Source organism: Nostoc sp. JL33 (genome assembly GCF_017114985.1).
Lineage (GTDB): Bacteria > Cyanobacteriota > Cyanobacteriia > Cyanobacteriales > Nostocaceae > Nostoc.
This window is the reverse complement of the sequence record NZ_JABXKP010000022.1, coordinates 45570-64122: the sequence shown is the minus strand read 5'-3', so window position 1 is coordinate 64122 and position 18553 is coordinate 45570. Positions and strand designations below refer to the sequence as shown.

Genomic DNA, 18553 nt, shown 5'->3' with positions numbered 1-18553 from the left:
GCCTTTGCACTCTTTGTGAAGGCGTAATGTCCCATGCCCAGGCGCAAGCTTAACTAAGCAACAGTTGTGCTTTCAGTGGGTGTCAACGAGAAAGCGTACTCCAAGCACGGGACACAAATGGATACACGAATTACCGTGATTGATAAAGTCCCGGCTGTTGATCCCACTGATATTGCTTGTATACCGCATACAGTGGAGCTTGTTGAACTGCTGAAGTTGATTGAGCAACTGCCAACTAGACCAGTATGGCAACCTTCCACTAGTACTGCTCAAATTCCAACGTCAAAAGCAGTTGCTCTGAGTGTTGTTAAACCAAAACAAAGCCACTTTATACCAGATACTCAAGCAATATCCCAATTTCTAGATGTTGCTCCAATAGATTATGAGGTTGTTGAGTGGACTGCAACCGAAGGGCTAAAAGATGTGCTTTATGAAAGCTATCGCCCACAACGCTTAAAAATCAAAAATGCTTTACCTCATCCCTCACTGTTGTGCGAAAGCGCAGCACTGGCGTTAATCTCTCCACCAGCACCCACATATGTGCCGCATCTACCGGACTATATTGCTGCACAAGGATTGTTATCTGAAGCACAGCTTGAAAGCGTGGTTTACGCAGGACAGGCGCACTCAGAATTCCTGTCTGGTTCCTACTTGGTGGATGATTCCCTTGATAACGTGACGGTGGCGGCGAACAGTGAGCAAAGCGCTGTGAGGTTTAGACGCGGGTGGTTCTTGGGGGATGGGACAGGTGCGGGTAAAGGTAGACAAGTCGCTGGTATCGTTTTAGACAATTGGTGTCAGGGGCGACGAAAAGCCATCTGGATTTCCAAAAGTTCTGCACTAATTGAGGATGCGCGACGTGATTGGTGTGCTTTGGGTGGTAGTGAAAAAGACATCATCGATCTGGGTAATATCAAACTAAGTGATTCAATCCCCTTTTCCAAAGGTGTTCTCTTTGCTACATACTCTACCTTAAGATCAGAAAAAGGCGATAAAAGCCGACTCAAACAAATCATTGAATGGGCAGGTAAAGACTTTGAGGGAGCGATCGCCTTTGATGAATGCCACGCAATGGGCAACGCGATGGCACAAGAGGGTAAACTGGGCATGGTCAAAGCATCCATCCAGGGTATCGTTGGGCTACGGCTACAAAACGCATTGCCCTCAGCACGGGTTGTCTACGTGTCAGCGACTGGAGCGACGAAGGTTTCTAACTTGTCATACGCTAATCGCCTGGGACTTTGGCATACTGGCGACTTCCCGTTTACATCTGGTGAAGACTTTGTGGAATCCATTCAAGTGGGTGGTATTGCTGCAATGGAAGTTGTAGCCAGAGATTTGAAAGCACTTGGTTTGTATTTGGCGCGATCGCTTTCCTTTGAGGGAGTTGAATATGACACATTGGAGATTGACTTAACTCCTACCCAGTCAAGAATCTACGATAGTTACGCCGACGCTTTTCAAATTATTCATAATAATTTACACAAAGCATTGGAGGCGTGTAACATCTCCGGCGCGAAAACATACAACCGTATGGCTAAAATGTCCGCGATGTCACAGTTTGAATCCCACAAACAACGATTTTTTAACCATTTGCTGACTGGGATGAAATGCCCGAAACTGATTAAAGCCATTGAGCAGGATATCGCGCAAGGTCATGCTGTTGTCGTCCAAATAGTTTCGACTAACTCCGAACTACTGAAGCGAAAACTGTATGGTATTCCGACAGAGGAGTGGAAAGACTTGAACCTTGACCTAACTCCACGGGAATATGTCATGGATTATTTGATGAGTGCTTTTCCGATTCATCTCCATGAGATTCATTCATCCTCTGAAGGTGAAGAACGCTCCGAACCAGCTTTTGGTGCTGATGGTTCGCCCATTATTTCACAAGCAGCACTCTTGTTACGAGATGCATTGGTAGACAAACTTGCAAGTCTTAACCCTATCCCCGGAGCTTTAGAGCAATTGCTTTGGCATTTTGGTAGCAAGAATGTAGCTGAAGTGACTGGTCGCAGCAAACGAGTCCTAAAAGATGAAGCAGGGCGGCTGTTTGTGGATTCCAGAGGTAATGGTGCGAATATTGCGGAAACAAACGCATTTATGGCGGGAGATAAACAAATCCTCATTTTCAGTGATGCAGGCGGTACTGGTCGCAGTTATCACGCTGATCTAAATGCTGTGAATCGCAGACGGCGATCGCACTACCTTCTAGAAGCTGGTTGGAGGGCAGACAACGCCATACAAGGACTTGGACGCTCTCACCGTACAAATCAAGCATCTGCACCAGTGTTTCGACCTGTAACTACAAATGTTAGAGGTGAACGTCGGTTCATTTCCACAATCGCTCGAAGATTGGATAGTCTCGGCGCACTTACCCGTGGACAAAGGCAAACGGGCGGCAACGGTATATTCAATGAATCGGATAATTTGGAATCGAACTATGCTGAATATGCTTTGTATGAATTGTTCAAGCAGATTTTCCAAGGTAGGTTTGCTGAAGTTCCTTTAGGGACATTTGAGGAAATGACTGGGTTATCGCTGACTTCCACTGAAGGCGGGATGAAAATTGACTTACCACCTTTGCGGCAGTTTCTCAATCGTCTGCTGGCTTTAAGAATTAGAATGCAGAATCTCATTTTCGAGCGGTTCGAGTTGCTGCTAAGTCAACAGATCGAGACAGCGAAAGCGAATGGGATTTTTGAGGTTGGGGTAGAAACACTTCGGGCAGAACGGTTCACTGTTGCCAGCATTGAGTCTGTTTATACTCATAGAGGTACTGGTAGCGTGACTAACTACTTGAAGATAGAGCGTGTCCAAAAGACCGACATCAAAACTGCTGCTGAAGCGGTTGAATTTGCCACGAACTATCAAGGGCGGTTGATGGTAAATTCCAAGTCTGGTAGTGCCGCAGTTTGCATTCCCACTCACAGTATCTTTGATGCCGAAGGTGGAGTAGTACCACGGGTTTTACTCGTTCGTCCACAGAAGGAAACTCGCGTACCACAAGACAAGTTACAAGCCTCTGAATGGAAGCAGGTTTCAACACGCGAATTTGTTGCAGCTTGGTCAAAAGAAGTGGATGAATTACCCAAATTCACCACTGACTACATTCACCTTGTAACTGGCATTCTTCTACCGATTTGGAAAACTCTACCACAGCAGAGCAGCCGAGTATTTCGACTTCAATTAAGTAATGGAGAGAAAGTACTAGGTCGTGTAATCAGTGCGGAGAATATTCGTGCTGTTGCTGAACAATTGCAATTGAAGAATAAGCTATTAAGTCCAGCAGAACTTGTTTCACTGGTGCTGAATGAGCGTTATTCAGAACAGTTACCTGGAGGTGTAACGTTGCGAAGTTCATTGGTTGCAAATGAGCGGCGGATTGAATTGGTCAATGCTTTATCGTTGGCTGACAGGGTTGTGGCTGTTGGTTGCTTTACCGAAATTATTCAATGGCGCAAGCGGGTGTTTATTCCAGCTAACGAAAAAGCGGCATCAATCCTAGCTGCTGTGATTGATATTCTTGGTTAGTTGTGCAAAGCGATGTGGTTTTACCCGTCGCTTTGTTTTTTCTCTTTCTTATCAAGCCAAATGTTATCTTTGTACTTCCATGTCTTGTCCAATAGATTTAGCTAATATTTTATCAATTTGAGTATTAACATCCTCAAAAGTTTGCAATATCTGTGGAGTTAGTTTATTAGTCTGTACCTGACCAGATTGCAAGTTTAAAATTACCTCCCCATTTTTCTGTGAAATAGTTAAATCTCTCTGTTGGGTATTGAAAGCCAAGTCATAAATCTTTCCCAAAACTTGAGTGCCATTTTCATTAGACTTACCCCAGACCATGCCAATCCTTTGAGCAATTTGAGTCAGCCGACTGATTCTTTCAAGCTCAAATGTATCTTTATTCATTACTGCCAACGCTTCGGCTGATAATTGCTCACCAGCTTTAAACCCATTAGCCACTTCTACAATGCGTTTTTTGTAATTTTCCGACTTCCCTAACTTATCTGCGGCATTATACCAATTTCTCAAGTCATCAATAGTGATTGTCGGGAGCTTCTCTACACTTAGAGGTTCGGTTTTCACACTATTACTAATGTCTGGTGTAGAAGGAGTAGTGGAGAGTAATGGAGTTATAGATTGGTTAGGTGGGGATTGTGCTGTTTGTTCTGGTGGTTTCAAAAACTGCGGTCGTGTGGCAAGGGAGCTAACTTTTTGCTGATACTCAAGAGTAGATTCAATCACAGCCCCAAATTTCTTGGTCATGCTCGACAAAGTTTTGGCAGGGATGGAGCTATCAACCAAGTTAAATACCGCTAGACCTTTTTTAGTTTCCCTGATAACATCTTCTATTGGTACTTGCTCCCATTCAACTTTTTGAGCAGTTAACCATTTAGTTACAGTCTCAGCTTTCTGGTTGTCAACAGCCAAGCCCATGACTCCAAGTTTTTTGTTTGATTCTGTAGAAAATAAGAAAGTAGTCCGCTCTTTAATATGATGTAGAATTTTCGCACTACTATCAATCATATACAGCTGTTGAGGGTTCACTGATTGAGTCTCAAAAACTTGGAATTCTTTCGTCCATTTCTGGGGATATTCAACGGTCTTAGGGTCAATTTGAGCGCAAATCACAGAAAAATTACTTTCAATAATAGCGTCGGCGTGTGTAAGTTGTCCGGTTTTGAGTAGTCCAAGCTGTCTGAGCGCGTCTTTGTCTTTTTTAAAATGTAATACTCCCAGTGGCTCACCATTTAAAAATACAGCATCTCTAGTTTTAGAAGCTGAGGTTTCGATAGTCAGTTTTCGGTAATCTTGATCATTGAATGTCTGACCAGAAAAATCATAAAAGTTAATTTTATTAATTTTCAGGAGATGACCATTGGGAGACTCACCCAACACAAAAGCTTGATCTCCAGTTTCAGAGATTGACGTGAGTTTTAATTTTAGAGGATTACCATTTTTCAAGTAATCAATTTGTTTTAACTGTTGGGTAGAATCACTGTCTAACTCACCCAAAGTTTTGCCATCAAGTTTGATTTTTACTGTTTTGTCAGTCACCGGCACAGTGCCAAATTCTAAGTTTAGGGGTTCGGCGTTAAAAACAAGTCCTACATAAGAGAAGTTCTTGAGTTCACGGATAGTAATTTCAACCGGCTCGTTTCCTAGCAGCCCAATAGTTGCTTTGGCAGTAGCAGGTTCTACCCCAACCATACAAGAGAGCGCTTTCGTACCAATAGGAAGCTGTGCGGTTCTGGTTTCAAGCATGGCGAATTCCTTATATTCGCCGTCACTATCCTGTACAAACATTAGTCTGGAAACGTGGCGTTCATGTCCGACTGGGTGGTGGCTAGCCCTAATTTCTATCGGGTGCAAATCATGCTTGTTCCAGTCTCGACCCAAAAATTGATTCGCTTCATTATTCAGTGTGACTAACTTCGGTTCAGTAAATTGCAACTTATCTAACCGAGAAATAATCTCATTGGGGAAAGCAGCGAAAGTAAAATTGGAAACTTTTTTGGCGATTGCCTGGGGGTTTGCGTTTTCTTTTCTTGCAACTTCGAGTTCATCCTGGCGGGATGCACAGATGTTCCAAGTGGCTGCTGCGGATGCAAGTTTTTCCGACTCTGGTATTGAAGCGTAAAATGCTTCTGCCGTCTCCTGCGCCAAGGCAAAGAGTAGTTTAGTTTGGCTTCTAGCAAGTTCTGGTTTTAGTTCTATTACTTTACCTCCCTGCATGGTCATCCCCGCCTTGAGGTTGTGGTCAGTCACAGATTGTTGGCTAACTGTCCCCAGGTTGCGGTAAGCGGGTTTTCCATCTTCCCCAACCTCGCTATTAATTTGTGCGACTGCTAATAATTTATGAGGGCGTTCAAAACTTCTGAATTTCTCTAAAATTTCATCTAAGCGAATATTCAACGTCTGGGCTTTCCAGATTAGGGGATGCCCGTAGCGGGTGAGGTTGGTAATTTCGAGTTGCGCCCCCTGTGGAGTTTGGATAATTGCAGATGGCCCTTTCTCAGTTTCACGCCGTTGGGACATCCGAACCGCAGCGTTGAATTTCCGATCAAACTCGTACTTGGCGGCGATCGCTGCAAGTTTTTGCTGTGGTGTAAATTCTACTCCTTTGAATAAGTCTTTAAACTGGACGATGGGGCGCGATTCTAACTGTGATTGCTGGAAATATTTATTAGTTTGGCTAATCAATAATTCTACTGGTGAGTAGCCCTTTGGTGTTATCCCCGTGTTTAAATAAACTGACGAAGATTTCTTATCTTTAATATAATTAACATCACGATATAAGTAGCGGCTGTTTTCCCTGATTAAATCCATTTCAGGTTTTTTTGCACTTTTGAATAAATCCACCGCTATTTGATTCTGATAACACCCCTCACCAATCATTTCTCGGTACATCAGGCGGTTAACATCCATCGCCTGCTGAATAATCTCTGGAGTTCTGTTGGGATTCTCTGCTAGAGCTACAACAGATTGCATAAAGGGTTTGTACTCTGCTCTAATTGGTTTAGGCTTCTCGTCATATTCCTGTTCAAATAAACTTTGATAGTGGCTAGATACTTGCTCTAAATATTCTGATTTTTGTTCTAAAGTCCCATAAGTGTTTAGTACCTCAATTTCTGATTCTAATGCTTCCAGTGCAGTAACTTGATTGTTGATTATGCCCACGCTGATGCTATCACTCATGTGGATAGCGATTCTTTCAAATGGAGGCTGGCTTCCATCGGTGGGATCATAAAATGATTGTTTTTTGAGCTTAACTGTGGGCGAATAGGCGTTTTGGGGAAGATTTCTTCGCTCTGCCTCTGCTGTCAGATTAGGGTATAAGCTGGCTTTTGCTACACCAATGCAGTCACCATCGTAGTCTCGTGCTTGGCGTTCTGATTCGGTTTCTGCTGGGTCGATAAAATCAGCATTGATTCCTCGTGCTTCTAACTCTGTGATTCTTTGCTGTATGCGCTTGTGGTCTTCGTCATTGACTACAATTATGCCTTCTAAGGGTTCACCATCTGGCCCTAGCTGATCCTCAACATATTTATTATTAGAAACACACAAACCATTAGAGTTGAGGAAAGGAGAACGGAAGTTAAGAATTTTTTCTTGCTCATCAAGCCAAGATACACAAATTTCACCATTTTTGAGTTCCTTGGATGGAATAATCATCCCTCGGTCAAAAGTAAGCGTTTTCCCAATAGCAATATCTCGCCACTCACTTTGTACAAACCGACTTAATTCCTGTTTGACCTTCTCAGTTTCTAATAACTGCTGATGCCCAAGTAAATCGGCTTTAATGAGTTTGTACATGAACAAGTCATCTTTAGTACTCTCGTCATCCAAGTCCTGATCTACATCTAAGTCATCATTTGTCCCTAAGTTTTTAACATCTGTTTCTTGATTAATAGTTTTTGATGTTTTTAATTTATTTTGGCTCAATGATTCTTTACGTTTTTCGTATCTTTCACAATAGTAAGCAGCAACATTTCTAGGGTCATCTTGAATAGAGGCTAATCTTTGAGCTTGTACCTCTAGTTCCTCAGAAAAATCTTTAATTCCTTGGGAGAAAGATGCCAGCAGTTGGGAGATAGACATCTGTCCTTGTTGAGATTGTCCTTTTTCAGCTAACCAAATATTTTGCTGATATAATCCTGGTTGAATCTGCGGTTTAGTAGGGCCTTCGGGTCTATCCTTGTCTGTTCCTTTAAAACTGCTTACAGGAAGAATTATATCGATTTTTGGTTCATTTTTAGGATCTGCATATTCTATTCTATCTAGTCTGTATGGTCGGAGTGTTCCTTTGCCAAAACGGTATTTAGTAGTATCTTCTCCAACTCCATCCACCCAACCGAATCGATGCTGAATTACACGATAGCTTTTATCTATTTGTGATTCTCTTAAGGTTAGCTTGTCATAAAGTTGTGTTGAAATCTGCCCATAACAGTCACCAACTAATTTATATGCCAAATCATTCGATAATATCCCTCCATTTTCACCCCTGTTATCAGTAGAATCATCTACTACCAGAATATTTAGCTTCTCATAAATCGCATTTTTACAAGCCCCAAGGAAGATGGAACCGTAAGCCCCACGGTCTTTACTATCTGGAGAAATTTTTTGAATCGTTTCTAAACATTCCTTTTCTCCATAAAGTAAGCGAGTCTTAGAAGAGAGCAATAAAATCTGTCCATCTGGATGATTCTTTAATTCTTCGGCGGTACTGTATTCATCTGAGTGGCCAAATGAAAACTCTTTGTTAGGGAAATATGATTCTAGTAAAGTATTACTGAGCTTTTCAGTTAAAATAGTTTTACGCTCATCTGTATAAATCCATTGATTGAGCCTGGGATCAAAATGTTTAATTTCCAGAGTCATGGTTTTAAGAAGTTAATGAAACTTGGTTAATATATTGAGAGGTTTGTATGTCGAGAATTAAGCGTTGGATAAATATGCATAAGAAAGAATTCAATGCAGATGGAACTTTAAAAAATGAAGTAAGACAACAAAAGTTATCTAAAGGCGCACATCCAGGAGCAATTGATAGTTATGCTCTACGAGCAAAAGAAGAGTATGACGAGTGGAAGCACCTGGATGAGAATGATCCAGAGCCGTGGCCAATCTACACAGCCTACGATTTCTTCACTGAACAAGAAAAAAAGGAATTTAACCCAGATGGTTCTCTCAGACCTGAATATGTAGAATATGCTCAGAAAATTGGCATCAGTGAAAGTGCGCTGGAACAGCTTGAGTGGCGCAAGAAAATTGAGGTTGATGATTACAACAAAGTGTCTGCTAAATACGCAGAAAAGGGTATTAATTTTGGTGCATGGCAGATGAGACGAAGGATTGAAGATAGCAGAACATACGTCCAACGTCGTCAGATGATGGAGCAAGACCTGCGTAACTTTGAGCCGGAAGACAGTTTGCCTTTCGACAAGTACACCTCTTATTAAAGTAGGTGAGTTACGCTGTAAAGAAAGTTTTTATCCATCAAATACAGTGATTTTACTTGAATATGTGAAAGAAAGCGATCGCCTCACCTTGGGTATGAAAATAAATATTTATAAACTGCCTTTTTACTCCGTTGACTTGAAAGATTTTAGAGATTGCTGATGGAGTATCATAGTCAGTAATCGCAGTGCAGTAAATAAATATACCGCACTGTCACTGTGCTTATCTATGATGTTTTTTACTGTGTGGTGGGGTATTTTTTGATAATTGTTTGCTAAAAGATAATTCCGACAAAGAATTATTAGATATTGATGAAGTAGCTATTTTATACATGGCAAAACAGCAAGAAATAGTAACTAGGGAGATTAAGGTAGCCTGACCAATTATTTTCCACGAGTTGAAAGTCACTTGAGACTGAACTCGCCTAAAGAAAACAGACTCTAACTTTTGCTGAGTCGTGCGATTTTTCAAGTACTCTAAAACTTGCAGACATTCAGATATGTCCTCGCCTTTGTGGACTTTTTGGCACAGCAGAATTTCTAAGCGTTCTATCCGCCGTTCTGTAGTAGACAAATTAATATCGTCCCAATCATCCCAAAGCTTGGTTTGTTGTAGTTCAGACATGAGCATTTCTTAATTATTTACGACGTTTGGATTTGTTCTTATTACGTTCGTACTCAGCAAGGATATTTTTGAATTGTTGGGGAAAAATCACGGTTTTCTTATCTAATCGCAGTAAATAACATCCCCCAGAGTCACTTTTACAAGCGATGGTGGTAGGCCAGTTGAGTCCTGCGATTAGCCCAAGAGTAGTGAATGTGACAATGGCAGTCAGGAAAAATAAAGTACCTTCACGACCAGAGCCGACCCAAGCACCAGCCCAGAAAAGAAGTTCTTTGAATTGTTCAAACCGCTTGTGACGAAGTTTCTGACGTTGTGTTTGTGCTTCATTCCAAGCTTGGAGCTTTAAAAGCTTTTGGGCAGCAAGTTGGGTGGCTTTAGCATCAGAGGCTTTATCTACTTGAATGTCAATGGTGCGTTCTTTGGCTGCAATTTCTTGTTTTAATCGGTATTCATTCCATTCTTGGATACGTTGGGCGACAGCATCGGCATTGGCGAAGAAGGCAATAAGGGTGTCGTCTCCCAAGTCATTCCAGATGACTGTGCCCTCTGTTGCTTTTTTTGGGCGATTCGAGCCATGATTCTTTCTTCTAATTGAGCAAACAGATTATTTCCCGAATCGCTCTGTTGCAATTTCAATGCGACATTTTTCAGGTAAAGTGATTGAACTAAGTCAGTTATTTCTTCAGCTTCGGCGGCAGTAATCCTATTAATAAGATTAGATAATTCATCTCTGGCAGCTACAGCTTTTTCACTAACATTCTCAATCACTGCATCTAATTTTAGTTGCTGAGAAATCCCAGACTCATTCAGAGCAGCTAACTCAGATGCAACTTCTTCAAAGGATTTGTTTTGCTCTTTTATTGATTTGTAGGTTTCAAGAAAGCGCTCGCACTCATCTGGGCTATACTCATCTTGCTCAGATAGTCCGCAGACTTGAAGAATTATTAAAGCCTGAGAAAGTGCGATTTTATAGCCTCTTTCACGAGCAATAACTAGTAATTCAGTGATGTCTAATGGTAATTGGGCTTTCTTCCCTTGTTTTTTCCCCCCATTCTTCGTTGACGACGAGGAATTGCCCTGAGTTTCTGACAGTGCATTGTCAACAACTGGAGATAATAGAGCCATTACTTCCTCATCATTTCCACCCTGCTCAATTAAGGTGCGACACTCACGAAACCTGTCTGCATCATTCTCGGTATACAACTCTTTTTCAGGTATCCCACTCAAGCGTAAAGTCCGGCTAATTTCTGATGGTGAGAGGTTGTTGAAAAGTTCTTGTGGTTGATACATAATCATGCACTCCTAGTTAAAAAGCTTGAAACGACTTCTTTGCGTTTAATGAAAAAGATGCTAAGAAAGGAGCAATGCGTCAAATCAATTCAAAAAATAGTCAGTCTTAAAACGGATTTAACCAGTCAGTTTCCGACTCCAATTCTTCTGGTACGGGAGTTCTGCTTATTTGTAATGGTTCTTTGGCTGAAGTCCTGGCTATTTGTAATGGTTCTGATTGTATTAGTTGTAGTGGTTGTGATTGATTAGAGGCTACTGCAATCATCGGCGTTCCCTGAGAGGGGATTTCTCCCAGCAGTCCCATCAGATATGAAGAGTGTAGTTGAAGGCGGTAAAGACAACCACGAATGTGTTGCTCTAAATCCACAGATTGATCCACAGCTTGATAAGCTAAAGGCAACCAATAGCTGCTAATCGCAATCATCGCCATATCCCTAGCAGGATAAAGAGTGTCCCTAGAGTTTAGATACTTAATTACCACGGCTTCGGAACTATCAGCCTTAACTCTACTTCGTAAGCGAAACTCAACATCTGAAAACATTCTAATATTCCTTTAATTAAGAAGCACAATGCTTTGAAATGGATGACATAGCGTGTTGGTAACGAAACAATCCATATACATCAGTGAAACGCAAGCACAAGGCATCTTTTTTAATCGGTAGGTTAAAAGCTAAACGCACATCCTCTGATAATTCTGCTGCCCATGAAATGTCGGTATGAGTAAACAAATTTTTCAACTCCGAGCCTAAATATTCCGACGTTCCACCACCAATAATGACTTGCTCAATATGGGCAGGAATATTAATTTTGAGCCAAGTGGATACCCTTTCCCAGTATTCTTTACGAGATAAGTCAGCCACTTCAATAATTTGTGCTATTTCCTCAACCTTAAAATCAGACTTCTTGCTCCGAGCCAAAGGTTTGCAGTATCTCGGTTTCAATGTCGGGCCTGATAGATGAACAGCCTTTAACAGATCATGTAAGTTTTGCCCTGATGTTCGGCTTTTGATTCTCTCCAGCATCCACGCCAAGCCCAATCCTTCCGTTTTTCCAGTTGAGATACCACGCTCAAAGATTACGGCTGATATATCCCGAAAACCCAGCATCACCACAGCAATGTTCATTTTATTAAAATCTGTGCCAAGTTTTTTACTTCGCGTCAATATCAGTCCACCACCTTCGGGCAAGCACTGAAAGTTAATCAGATTTATACAAAATTGTTTCCCTCGAAAGCTAAAACTAGACAGTGCCTTAGTTAAACCCCTCTCTAATCTCTCTCTATCTTCCCACTCCCCGTAAGGCAATAGCAGTCCCAATGATAAATCAAAGTTTGCCTTCAAAGAATCTCTAATCGCTATTGCCCCCACTGCTGCCAAAGTTTTTGGAATCGCGTTCTCATACTTGAGTTCTAAAAAATTGATTCGCGCTTCAAAATACTTTTGTGCCAAAAACCCAACCGCATAATATTCTTCGTTGTACTCTATCCACGCTTCATTCTCTGGATTGGGCCGATTCATTTGCCCAGACTCATATAAATCCAGCGAATCTTTGGAAATCTTAATTAACTCTGGTTCCATACACAGCAATTCTGACTTGTACGAAATCTCCGAGAGAACACGATAAACCATCTTCGTCATTGAAGTTCCCGGATCAAGACTCAACATTAAATCCACAAGAAAATTTCTCCCTGTTTTTGACCCTTTTTTTGTCTATCTAATTGATAAGTACTCTCAGTATTAACCCCTCAAACCGTGATTATTGACATGTTTATCAAGAAACATTACAGTTTTGGTACTAATTTTTGACTTTTCATGAATTCATGCATCTGAGAGAAAATCTCCACAAAATCTCCAAATTCCCAATTTTCACCAATTACATTCAATCTCTCCCAATATCTAGACAATATCTATCAAATCTCCCATTCATTTCTTACCTTTTCAACTATTCAACATCATCTAGTCACCAAATTCTCATTAGCTTAATATTTTCCAACAATTCCTAAGACTTCCCAAGACTTCCTAGTACTTCCCAACACTTCCCAATCTTTTCAAGGATTCTCCCAATTATCTAGTAATTAGCTGAAATAACCAGAAGCCTTAGAATCCATCTTTTTCTGACGCACAGTACGCCATATTTGGCGGAAATAATGCTGTAGTTTTTTGCTATATTAAATATCAATTACCCATTTGGGAAAAAAGTTGAAGTCAAAGAATCACGCAAATCTTTTCAGTCGCCATCAAGCACCACTAAGTTTGATGACGGTGATTGATTTTCACTTCAATACTTATTGCAAAGGTGATTATCTTGCCAACAGAGAAAATAATCAGAATTTCTTGACGAGAGTAGGTAGTACCAACAGATGGAATAGAAAAAGGATTAACTTTTGTAAACTCCTTTTTCGAGGTGAGCCATGCTAACAGCGGCTAACGTGTCCTCTGAAATGGCGGTGAACTACTTCGTCAAGAATTACTATCATCAAGGGAAGTCGCTTTGGAGTGGTCAAGGTGCTGAAAAGTTGGGTTTGTCAGGGGCAATCGATGATGAAGATGCTTTTAAAAATATCATTGAGGGGCGATCGCCTGATGGTCATGAGCAGTTAAATGCCAGGGCAGTCAAACCAAAAACGAAGAGAGCCGCATTAGACTGTACATTCTCTGCCCCCAAAAGTGTGAGCTTGATGGCATTGGTAGGTGGGGATACACGTTTAATCGATGCTCACCATCAGGCATTATTTGAAGTAATAAAACTGATGGAAGAACGTTATGCCTATACCAGAGTGACCGATGATAACAACAGACATAGAGTTAAAACTGGTAACTTTGTCGTCGCTCAGTTTGACCACATCGAAAGCCGAGACTTAGACCCACATCTGCACACACACTGTTTGCTGATGAATATGACTCAAACCCCAGATGGTAGATGGTTGAGCCTGGGCAATAATGAGATATTCGCCAACAAGAAATTCTTGGGAATGGCGTATCAAAGTTATCTGGCGCGTGAGGTGCAGAAACTAGGGTATGAAATAGAACCCCTTAAACATGGGCAATTTGATATCAAAGGGTTTAAGGAACAGGATTTAGAAACATTTTCTAAGCGACGACAACAAATCATCGCTTCATCGGGTCCTAATTCTACTTGGGCAGAACGTGAAAAAATTTGGGATGATACCCGCCAGCGCAAGCAAAAACTACCAGAATCAGAGTTACTTGCATTCTGGAAGTCAGAAGCTGCGGCGTTAGGGATTAGGTTTGTTAAGCCTTCTTTTACAAGGCAGGATATACCAGCCAATGAGAAAAGTTTGGCAGAGGTTTTGGATTTAGCGATCGCACATTGCAGTGAGAGAAATGTCGCCTTTAGACAAGAGGACTTAGAAAAATTCATCCTAGAGTCACGTTTAGCTACGGATGTAACAGCAACAGCAGCCCTGATTAGAGAACATCAGGAGTTAATCGCTTTGCCAGGGTTGACTCACCAATTTACGACGATGACAGCAGTGCGGCGGGAGTTGGCGACGATTGAGTTGATGCAGCAGGGTCTTGGAAAAGTAGTCCCAATAACTAATAGAGAAGTAGTTGAAAGTCTGTTGGAGAAAAGCTTGCTCAATATTGGACAGCGCCAAGCGGTAGAATTAGCTGCAACAACATCTGACCAGTTCATTGCATGGCAGGGGGTAGCTGGTGCTGGGAAAACTTTTGCTCTTAAAGAACTCAAAGCGATCGCAAGGGATGCCGGATACACTATTATTGGCTTTGCTCCTAGTTCCTCTGCTGCTAAGGTTTTAAGCGAAGAGTTAAAAATTCAGTCTCTTACTGTTGCTCGATTACTGGTTTCGGAACCACCATCAGAGATTGAACCAAATCAAATCTGGATTGTGGACGAAGCGGGTTTACTCAGTGCTAAAGATGCTCATGCACTCCTACAACGAGCAACCTTACTTCAAGCTAGGGTGGTTTTAGTAGGTGACACTCGGCAGTTGTCAGCAGTATCAGCAGGTAATCCATTCAAGTCGTTGCAACAGGCAGGAATCAAAACCGCACACCTCAATGAATCGTTGCGCCAAAAAGACCCTCAACTGAAGCTGGCAGTAGATTTAATCGCTGATGGCAGAATAGAAGCAGGATTTGAACGACTAGAAGCCAACGGTTCCATACTTTCTATAGATAGTTTTTCCAAAATAGAGCAGATCGCCAATGATTATATAGTAGGGACACCAGAGCAGCGACTCAAAACTCTTGTGTTAGCTGGAACAAATACAGAAAGACTTGCCCTTACCCAAGCGATTCGAGACAAGCTCAAGGGTGAAGGAACTTTGGGAGAAACTGCAACCATCACCCAATTGCAAACCAAAAATCTGACAAAAGTACAGATGCGGTTTGCCCATAACTTTGAAATTGGTGATGTGATCATGCCCACACGGGATTACAAACGCCGGGGGCTGGATAAAGGCAAATTATATGAAGTGGTAGGTCGAACTACTGATAAGTTGACACTCATTAGTGATGATCGTCAGGTAATGGATGTAGACACGGCTTTTGAGAAAGCGGTTTACCACAGTCACCAGATTGAAATTGCTGTGGGCGATCGCCTGCAATGGAAGAAAAACGATCGGCAATTGGGACGACGTAACGGACAGGAGTTTACTGTAACAGGGATCGACCTGAACATAGTCCAGATTAAATATGCTGATGAGCGTACTGAATGCATTAGTTTGGCACAGGCGCAAAACTTAGACTATGCCCTTGTGAGTACAACATATAGTAGCCAGGGGAAAACTGCGGATCGGGTGTTAATTTCGGCAGATTTCACTATTGGACAGGAAAGTTTTTATGTTGCTGCCAGCCGTGCAAGGCATGAATTAAAGATTTACACCGAAGATCCAACACGCTTGCTCTGGTTAGCGCAACAGTCGAAAGCCAAAGATAATGCTTTGGAATTGTTACGAAAACAAATTCAGAAATCGACTTTCAAGCAGCAGCAAGCAATAACTATAAATATAAGTGCCCCTTTTGAGAAGCCAGTACTAAAACAAGAGACGACAGTATCTACTCCTTTTGTCGAGCCAATTGTGAAATCAGTTGCATCTAGCCGGACAACAAGCCATGATTCATCAACATTCGTTCCTGTAGTCAACAAGAAGCAGAGGGGCAGAGGAGATGGGGAGCAGGTGAGAAACCCCAATAGTATGGGGTTGTACCCAAATGCCGGGGATAAATTTAACTTCTCCTCTGCCCCTCTGCACCCCTGCACCCCTGCTTCTAAAGTCTTGCCCGTCTTGAAAGAGACACCAAATTATAATACTGTTGAATCGGTTTTCTCTAAGCCAGTACTGAAATCTCCTGTCCCCACAGAACCATTCTGGACACCCAATCAGACTGAAAAAATACCTAATTTTATTGAACCAAAGCACTGGCAAGAGTTTGAATCAAGTGCCATTCATCCTGATATTACGGCAAAAAACTTTGAGAGTCTTCAATTCAACTATGCAGGTGGTGAGCATGAGTCTTGGGAAAGACTCATGGTTAGTGAAAAACTTAATCGTACAAATACCGGGAGGTTAACGGAGGGATTAATCAGAGCATATTCTCATCTTGATGCTGGAGGATGGTGGTGTGATGCTGGAGTTGATGCGCGTTCATTCGCTGATTTAACCCCAGGTGATAAACCAACTCTTAAACGATGGGGATGCTACAAGCCAAATCAACCAAGACCCAAAAAAGATGAGAATAATCAAATAATTGAAGGGAAATTCATTAAATATGAGCATCCCCCGAAGGTTGATTTAAGCATCTTCCTGCTTAATGTCCCCGATGAGATAGCCGAGCGCATCTACTCCAAACACAAAGTTAACCCCACGCAACAGGAGCGCAAATCAGGATTTTGGTACTGTGTCTGGAAACATAATATCCCGTGTGCGATCGCAGAAGGCGCGAAAAAAGCAGCCAGTCTGTTGAGTCAGGGTCATGCTGCCATTGGTCTACCTGGGATTTCGGCGGGATACCGAACTCCCAAAGATGAGTTTGGCAAAAAAATTGGCAAGTCTTACCTACATGAAGAGTTAGCAGTTTTCGCCACACCTTCTCGAGAAATCAAATTCTGCTTTGACTATGAAACCAAGCCTGAAACGAAGCTCAATATTGAGCGAGATATTTCCGTAACTGGAAGATTATTACAAAAAGCTGGAGCTAGGGTCAAGGTCGTCAGCTTGCCAGGGCCTTCTAAAGGTGTCGATGATTTTATAGTCGCTCGTGGGCCACTGGCTTACGAGAAATTGAGTCATCAAGCTATGAATTTAAGAGACTGGCAACGCCAGAATCAATACAAGAGTGCTGCCACGATCTCACCACCTCAAAAGTTAACACCAGAACAACGTTCTTTACAGCAAAACCAATCTATAGGACAAACCGATGACATCAACCGACAACAACCCAAAACCGACACAGGAATTAGTAGTGTTAACCGAGAAAATAGAGAAATTGTTGAGCAGTCACGAGAAACTGAGTCAGGAATTGAGCGCAAAAATCCTACATTTAGAACAGAGCCAAGCCGAAGAAATGAGGAATTTCTTACAGCAATTAGCCGAGACATTGAACTCCAAGAAGTCGAACAGCTTGGAGACGACATTACAAGAATTAACCTCTTCTTTGGAGGCGGTCAGGGTACAAATCAGCGAACAGAGAGTATCTCAGGAGACACTGACAGAAAAAATTCAGCAATTCTTGACCAGACAACAAGTTATAGAAGTAGTGAGCGAATTGTAAACGCAATTACTAATTTTGTTGAGCAATCGTCTCTTGAGGTTGCACTAGCTGAAACATTGCAACCTCTAATCCAGGAATTTTCACATTATCAGCAGGATTTAACCAATGGAAAAATCACATTAGACAAACTTTCATCAGCCCTAGCTGAACAGGAAAAACACCAACTCTCACAACTTGCTGTAAATGCGATTACTGATTATGTTGAGCAGTCATCTGTTGAGTCTCTTGAGGTTAATTTACCAATACTAATCAAGGAACTCTCTCAATATCAGCTTTCTTTAACCAATGGAGCAACTACATTAGACAAACTGACAACAGCATTAATTCAATCAGAACAACGTCAAATATCACAACTCGCCATAAATGCGATAGTTGATTATGTTGACCAATCATCTGTTGAGTCTGCACTGGCTGAAACATTACCAACTGTAATCAAGGAACTATCCTTTTATCCTGCTAATAGTGAATTTACTAAGATTGTCACCAATGTAGTCGCCATAATTGATAAATTGTCGGAGTGCCTTAAACAAAAAACTGCTGGTGCTGTCGAAGAAAAGGAACAAGTTACAACAAATATAAAGTCACTTCTAAGGCAGATGCTCCAGCATTTAGATAAACAAAAAATGTCAGATTTATTTATCGAAGTAGGGAAATATGCTCAAGGTGAAAAAGTCAAAGGTGATCAAGTCAACAAGTTATTTTACCCTGTCGGTAAAGCTGACTTATCTTTAACTTTTGAACAGAAAATGAATATGGTTCGCCAATTAATTAGAGAGGACAAAGCCCGGATTATGATCTTGTTGGAAATTCCCCAATCCCATGAGAGCAAACAAAGTAGATTTAGACGATAAACACTTCTGATAGAAAGGGGAAAGGATGTATTCAAAACCTTTCCCCTTTCCCCACAATCCTATTTC

At 41.6% G+C, this 18553-nt stretch carries 9 protein-coding genes; 3 read left to right on the top strand and 6 right to left on the bottom strand.

Translation table 11 applies throughout. From position 1 onward, the window contains the following. Positions 1–117: 117 nt before the first annotated feature. Positions 118–3534 carry a strawberry notch family protein gene (locus HWQ23_RS05375; protein WP_292824624.1) on the top strand — a complete coding sequence of 1139 codons (3417 nt, stop codon included), beginning with the start codon at positions 118–120 and terminating at the stop codon, positions 3532–3534. Between the two features lie 63 nt (positions 3535–3597). On the opposite strand, the gene HWQ23_RS05370 is transcribed toward HWQ23_RS05375, so the two are convergent. Beyond that, entirely contained in the window at positions 3598–8388 is a 4791-nt protein-coding gene (locus HWQ23_RS05370; RefSeq protein WP_292824622.1) for a hypothetical protein, read from the bottom strand. Between the two features lie 47 nt (positions 8389–8435). On the opposite strand from HWQ23_RS05370, the gene HWQ23_RS05365 reads away from it, so the two are divergent. Further along, a complete protein-coding gene (locus HWQ23_RS05365) occupies positions 8436–8966 on the top strand; it encodes a hypothetical protein (protein ID WP_292824620.1) in 531 nt (176 codons plus the stop codon). Positions 8967–9186: 220 nt separating this feature from the next. On the opposite strand, the gene HWQ23_RS05360 is transcribed toward HWQ23_RS05365, so the two are convergent. From HWQ23_RS05360 to HWQ23_RS05340, 5 genes are all read right to left on the bottom strand, one after another. Beyond that, entirely contained in the window at positions 9187–9588 is a 402-nt protein-coding gene (locus HWQ23_RS05360; protein WP_292824618.1) for a hypothetical protein, read from the bottom strand. 13 nt (positions 9589–9601) lie between these two features. After that, positions 9602–10111, bottom strand: a complete 510-nt coding sequence (locus HWQ23_RS05355; RefSeq protein ID WP_292824616.1) for a hypothetical protein — start codon at positions 10109–10111, stop codon at positions 9602–9604. Then, positions 10027–10878, bottom strand: coding sequence for a hypothetical protein (locus HWQ23_RS05350; protein WP_292824614.1), 852 nt, complete (start codon positions 10876–10878; stop codon positions 10027–10029). The genes HWQ23_RS05355 and HWQ23_RS05350 overlap by 85 nt, the downstream gene beginning before the upstream one ends. A 106-nt stretch (positions 10879–10984) precedes the next feature. Then, a complete protein-coding gene (locus tag HWQ23_RS05345; RefSeq protein ID WP_292824612.1) occupies positions 10985–11419 on the bottom strand; it encodes a hypothetical protein in 435 nt (144 codons plus the stop codon). Between the two features lie 16 nt (positions 11420–11435). Beyond that, positions 11436–12542 (bottom strand): ParM/StbA family protein, encoded by a 1107-nt coding sequence (locus HWQ23_RS05340; protein ID WP_292824632.1) that lies wholly within the window; start codon positions 12540–12542, stop codon positions 11436–11438. 746 nt (positions 12543–13288) lie between these two features. Between HWQ23_RS05340 and mobF the strand changes: the two genes are divergently transcribed. Further along, on the top strand, positions 13289–18487 hold the full coding sequence (gene mobF, locus HWQ23_RS05335; protein ID WP_292824610.1) for a MobF family relaxase: 5199 nt from the start codon (positions 13289–13291) through the stop codon (positions 18485–18487). The last annotated feature ends 66 nt before the right edge of the window (positions 18488–18553 follow it).

What these genes read in the sequence shown, in the direction of transcription:
- HWQ23_RS05375 (WP_292824624.1), top strand. Translation starts at nt 118, where the DNA reads ATGGATACACGAATTACCGTGATTGATAAAGTCCCGGCTGTTGATCCC.
- HWQ23_RS05370 (WP_292824622.1), bottom strand. Translation starts at nt 8,388, where the DNA reads ATGACTCTGGAAATTAAACATTTTGATCCCAGGCTCAATCAATGGATT.
- HWQ23_RS05365 (WP_292824620.1), top strand. Translation starts at nt 8,436, where the DNA reads ATGTCGAGAATTAAGCGTTGGATAAATATGCATAAGAAAGAATTCAAT.
- HWQ23_RS05360 (WP_292824618.1), bottom strand. Translation starts at nt 9,588, where the DNA reads ATGTCTGAACTACAACAAACCAAGCTTTGGGATGATTGGGACGATATT.
- HWQ23_RS05350 (WP_292824614.1), bottom strand. Translation starts at nt 10,878, where the DNA reads ATGTATCAACCACAAGAACTTTTCAACAACCTCTCACCATCAGAAATT.
- HWQ23_RS05345 (WP_292824612.1), bottom strand. Translation starts at nt 11,419, where the DNA reads ATGTTTTCAGATGTTGAGTTTCGCTTACGAAGTAGAGTTAAGGCTGAT.
- HWQ23_RS05340 (WP_292824632.1), bottom strand. Translation starts at nt 12,542, where the DNA reads ATGTTGAGTCTTGATCCGGGAACTTCAATGACGAAGATGGTTTATCGT.
- mobF (WP_292824610.1), top strand. Translation starts at nt 13,289, where the DNA reads ATGCTAACAGCGGCTAACGTGTCCTCTGAAATGGCGGTGAACTACTTC.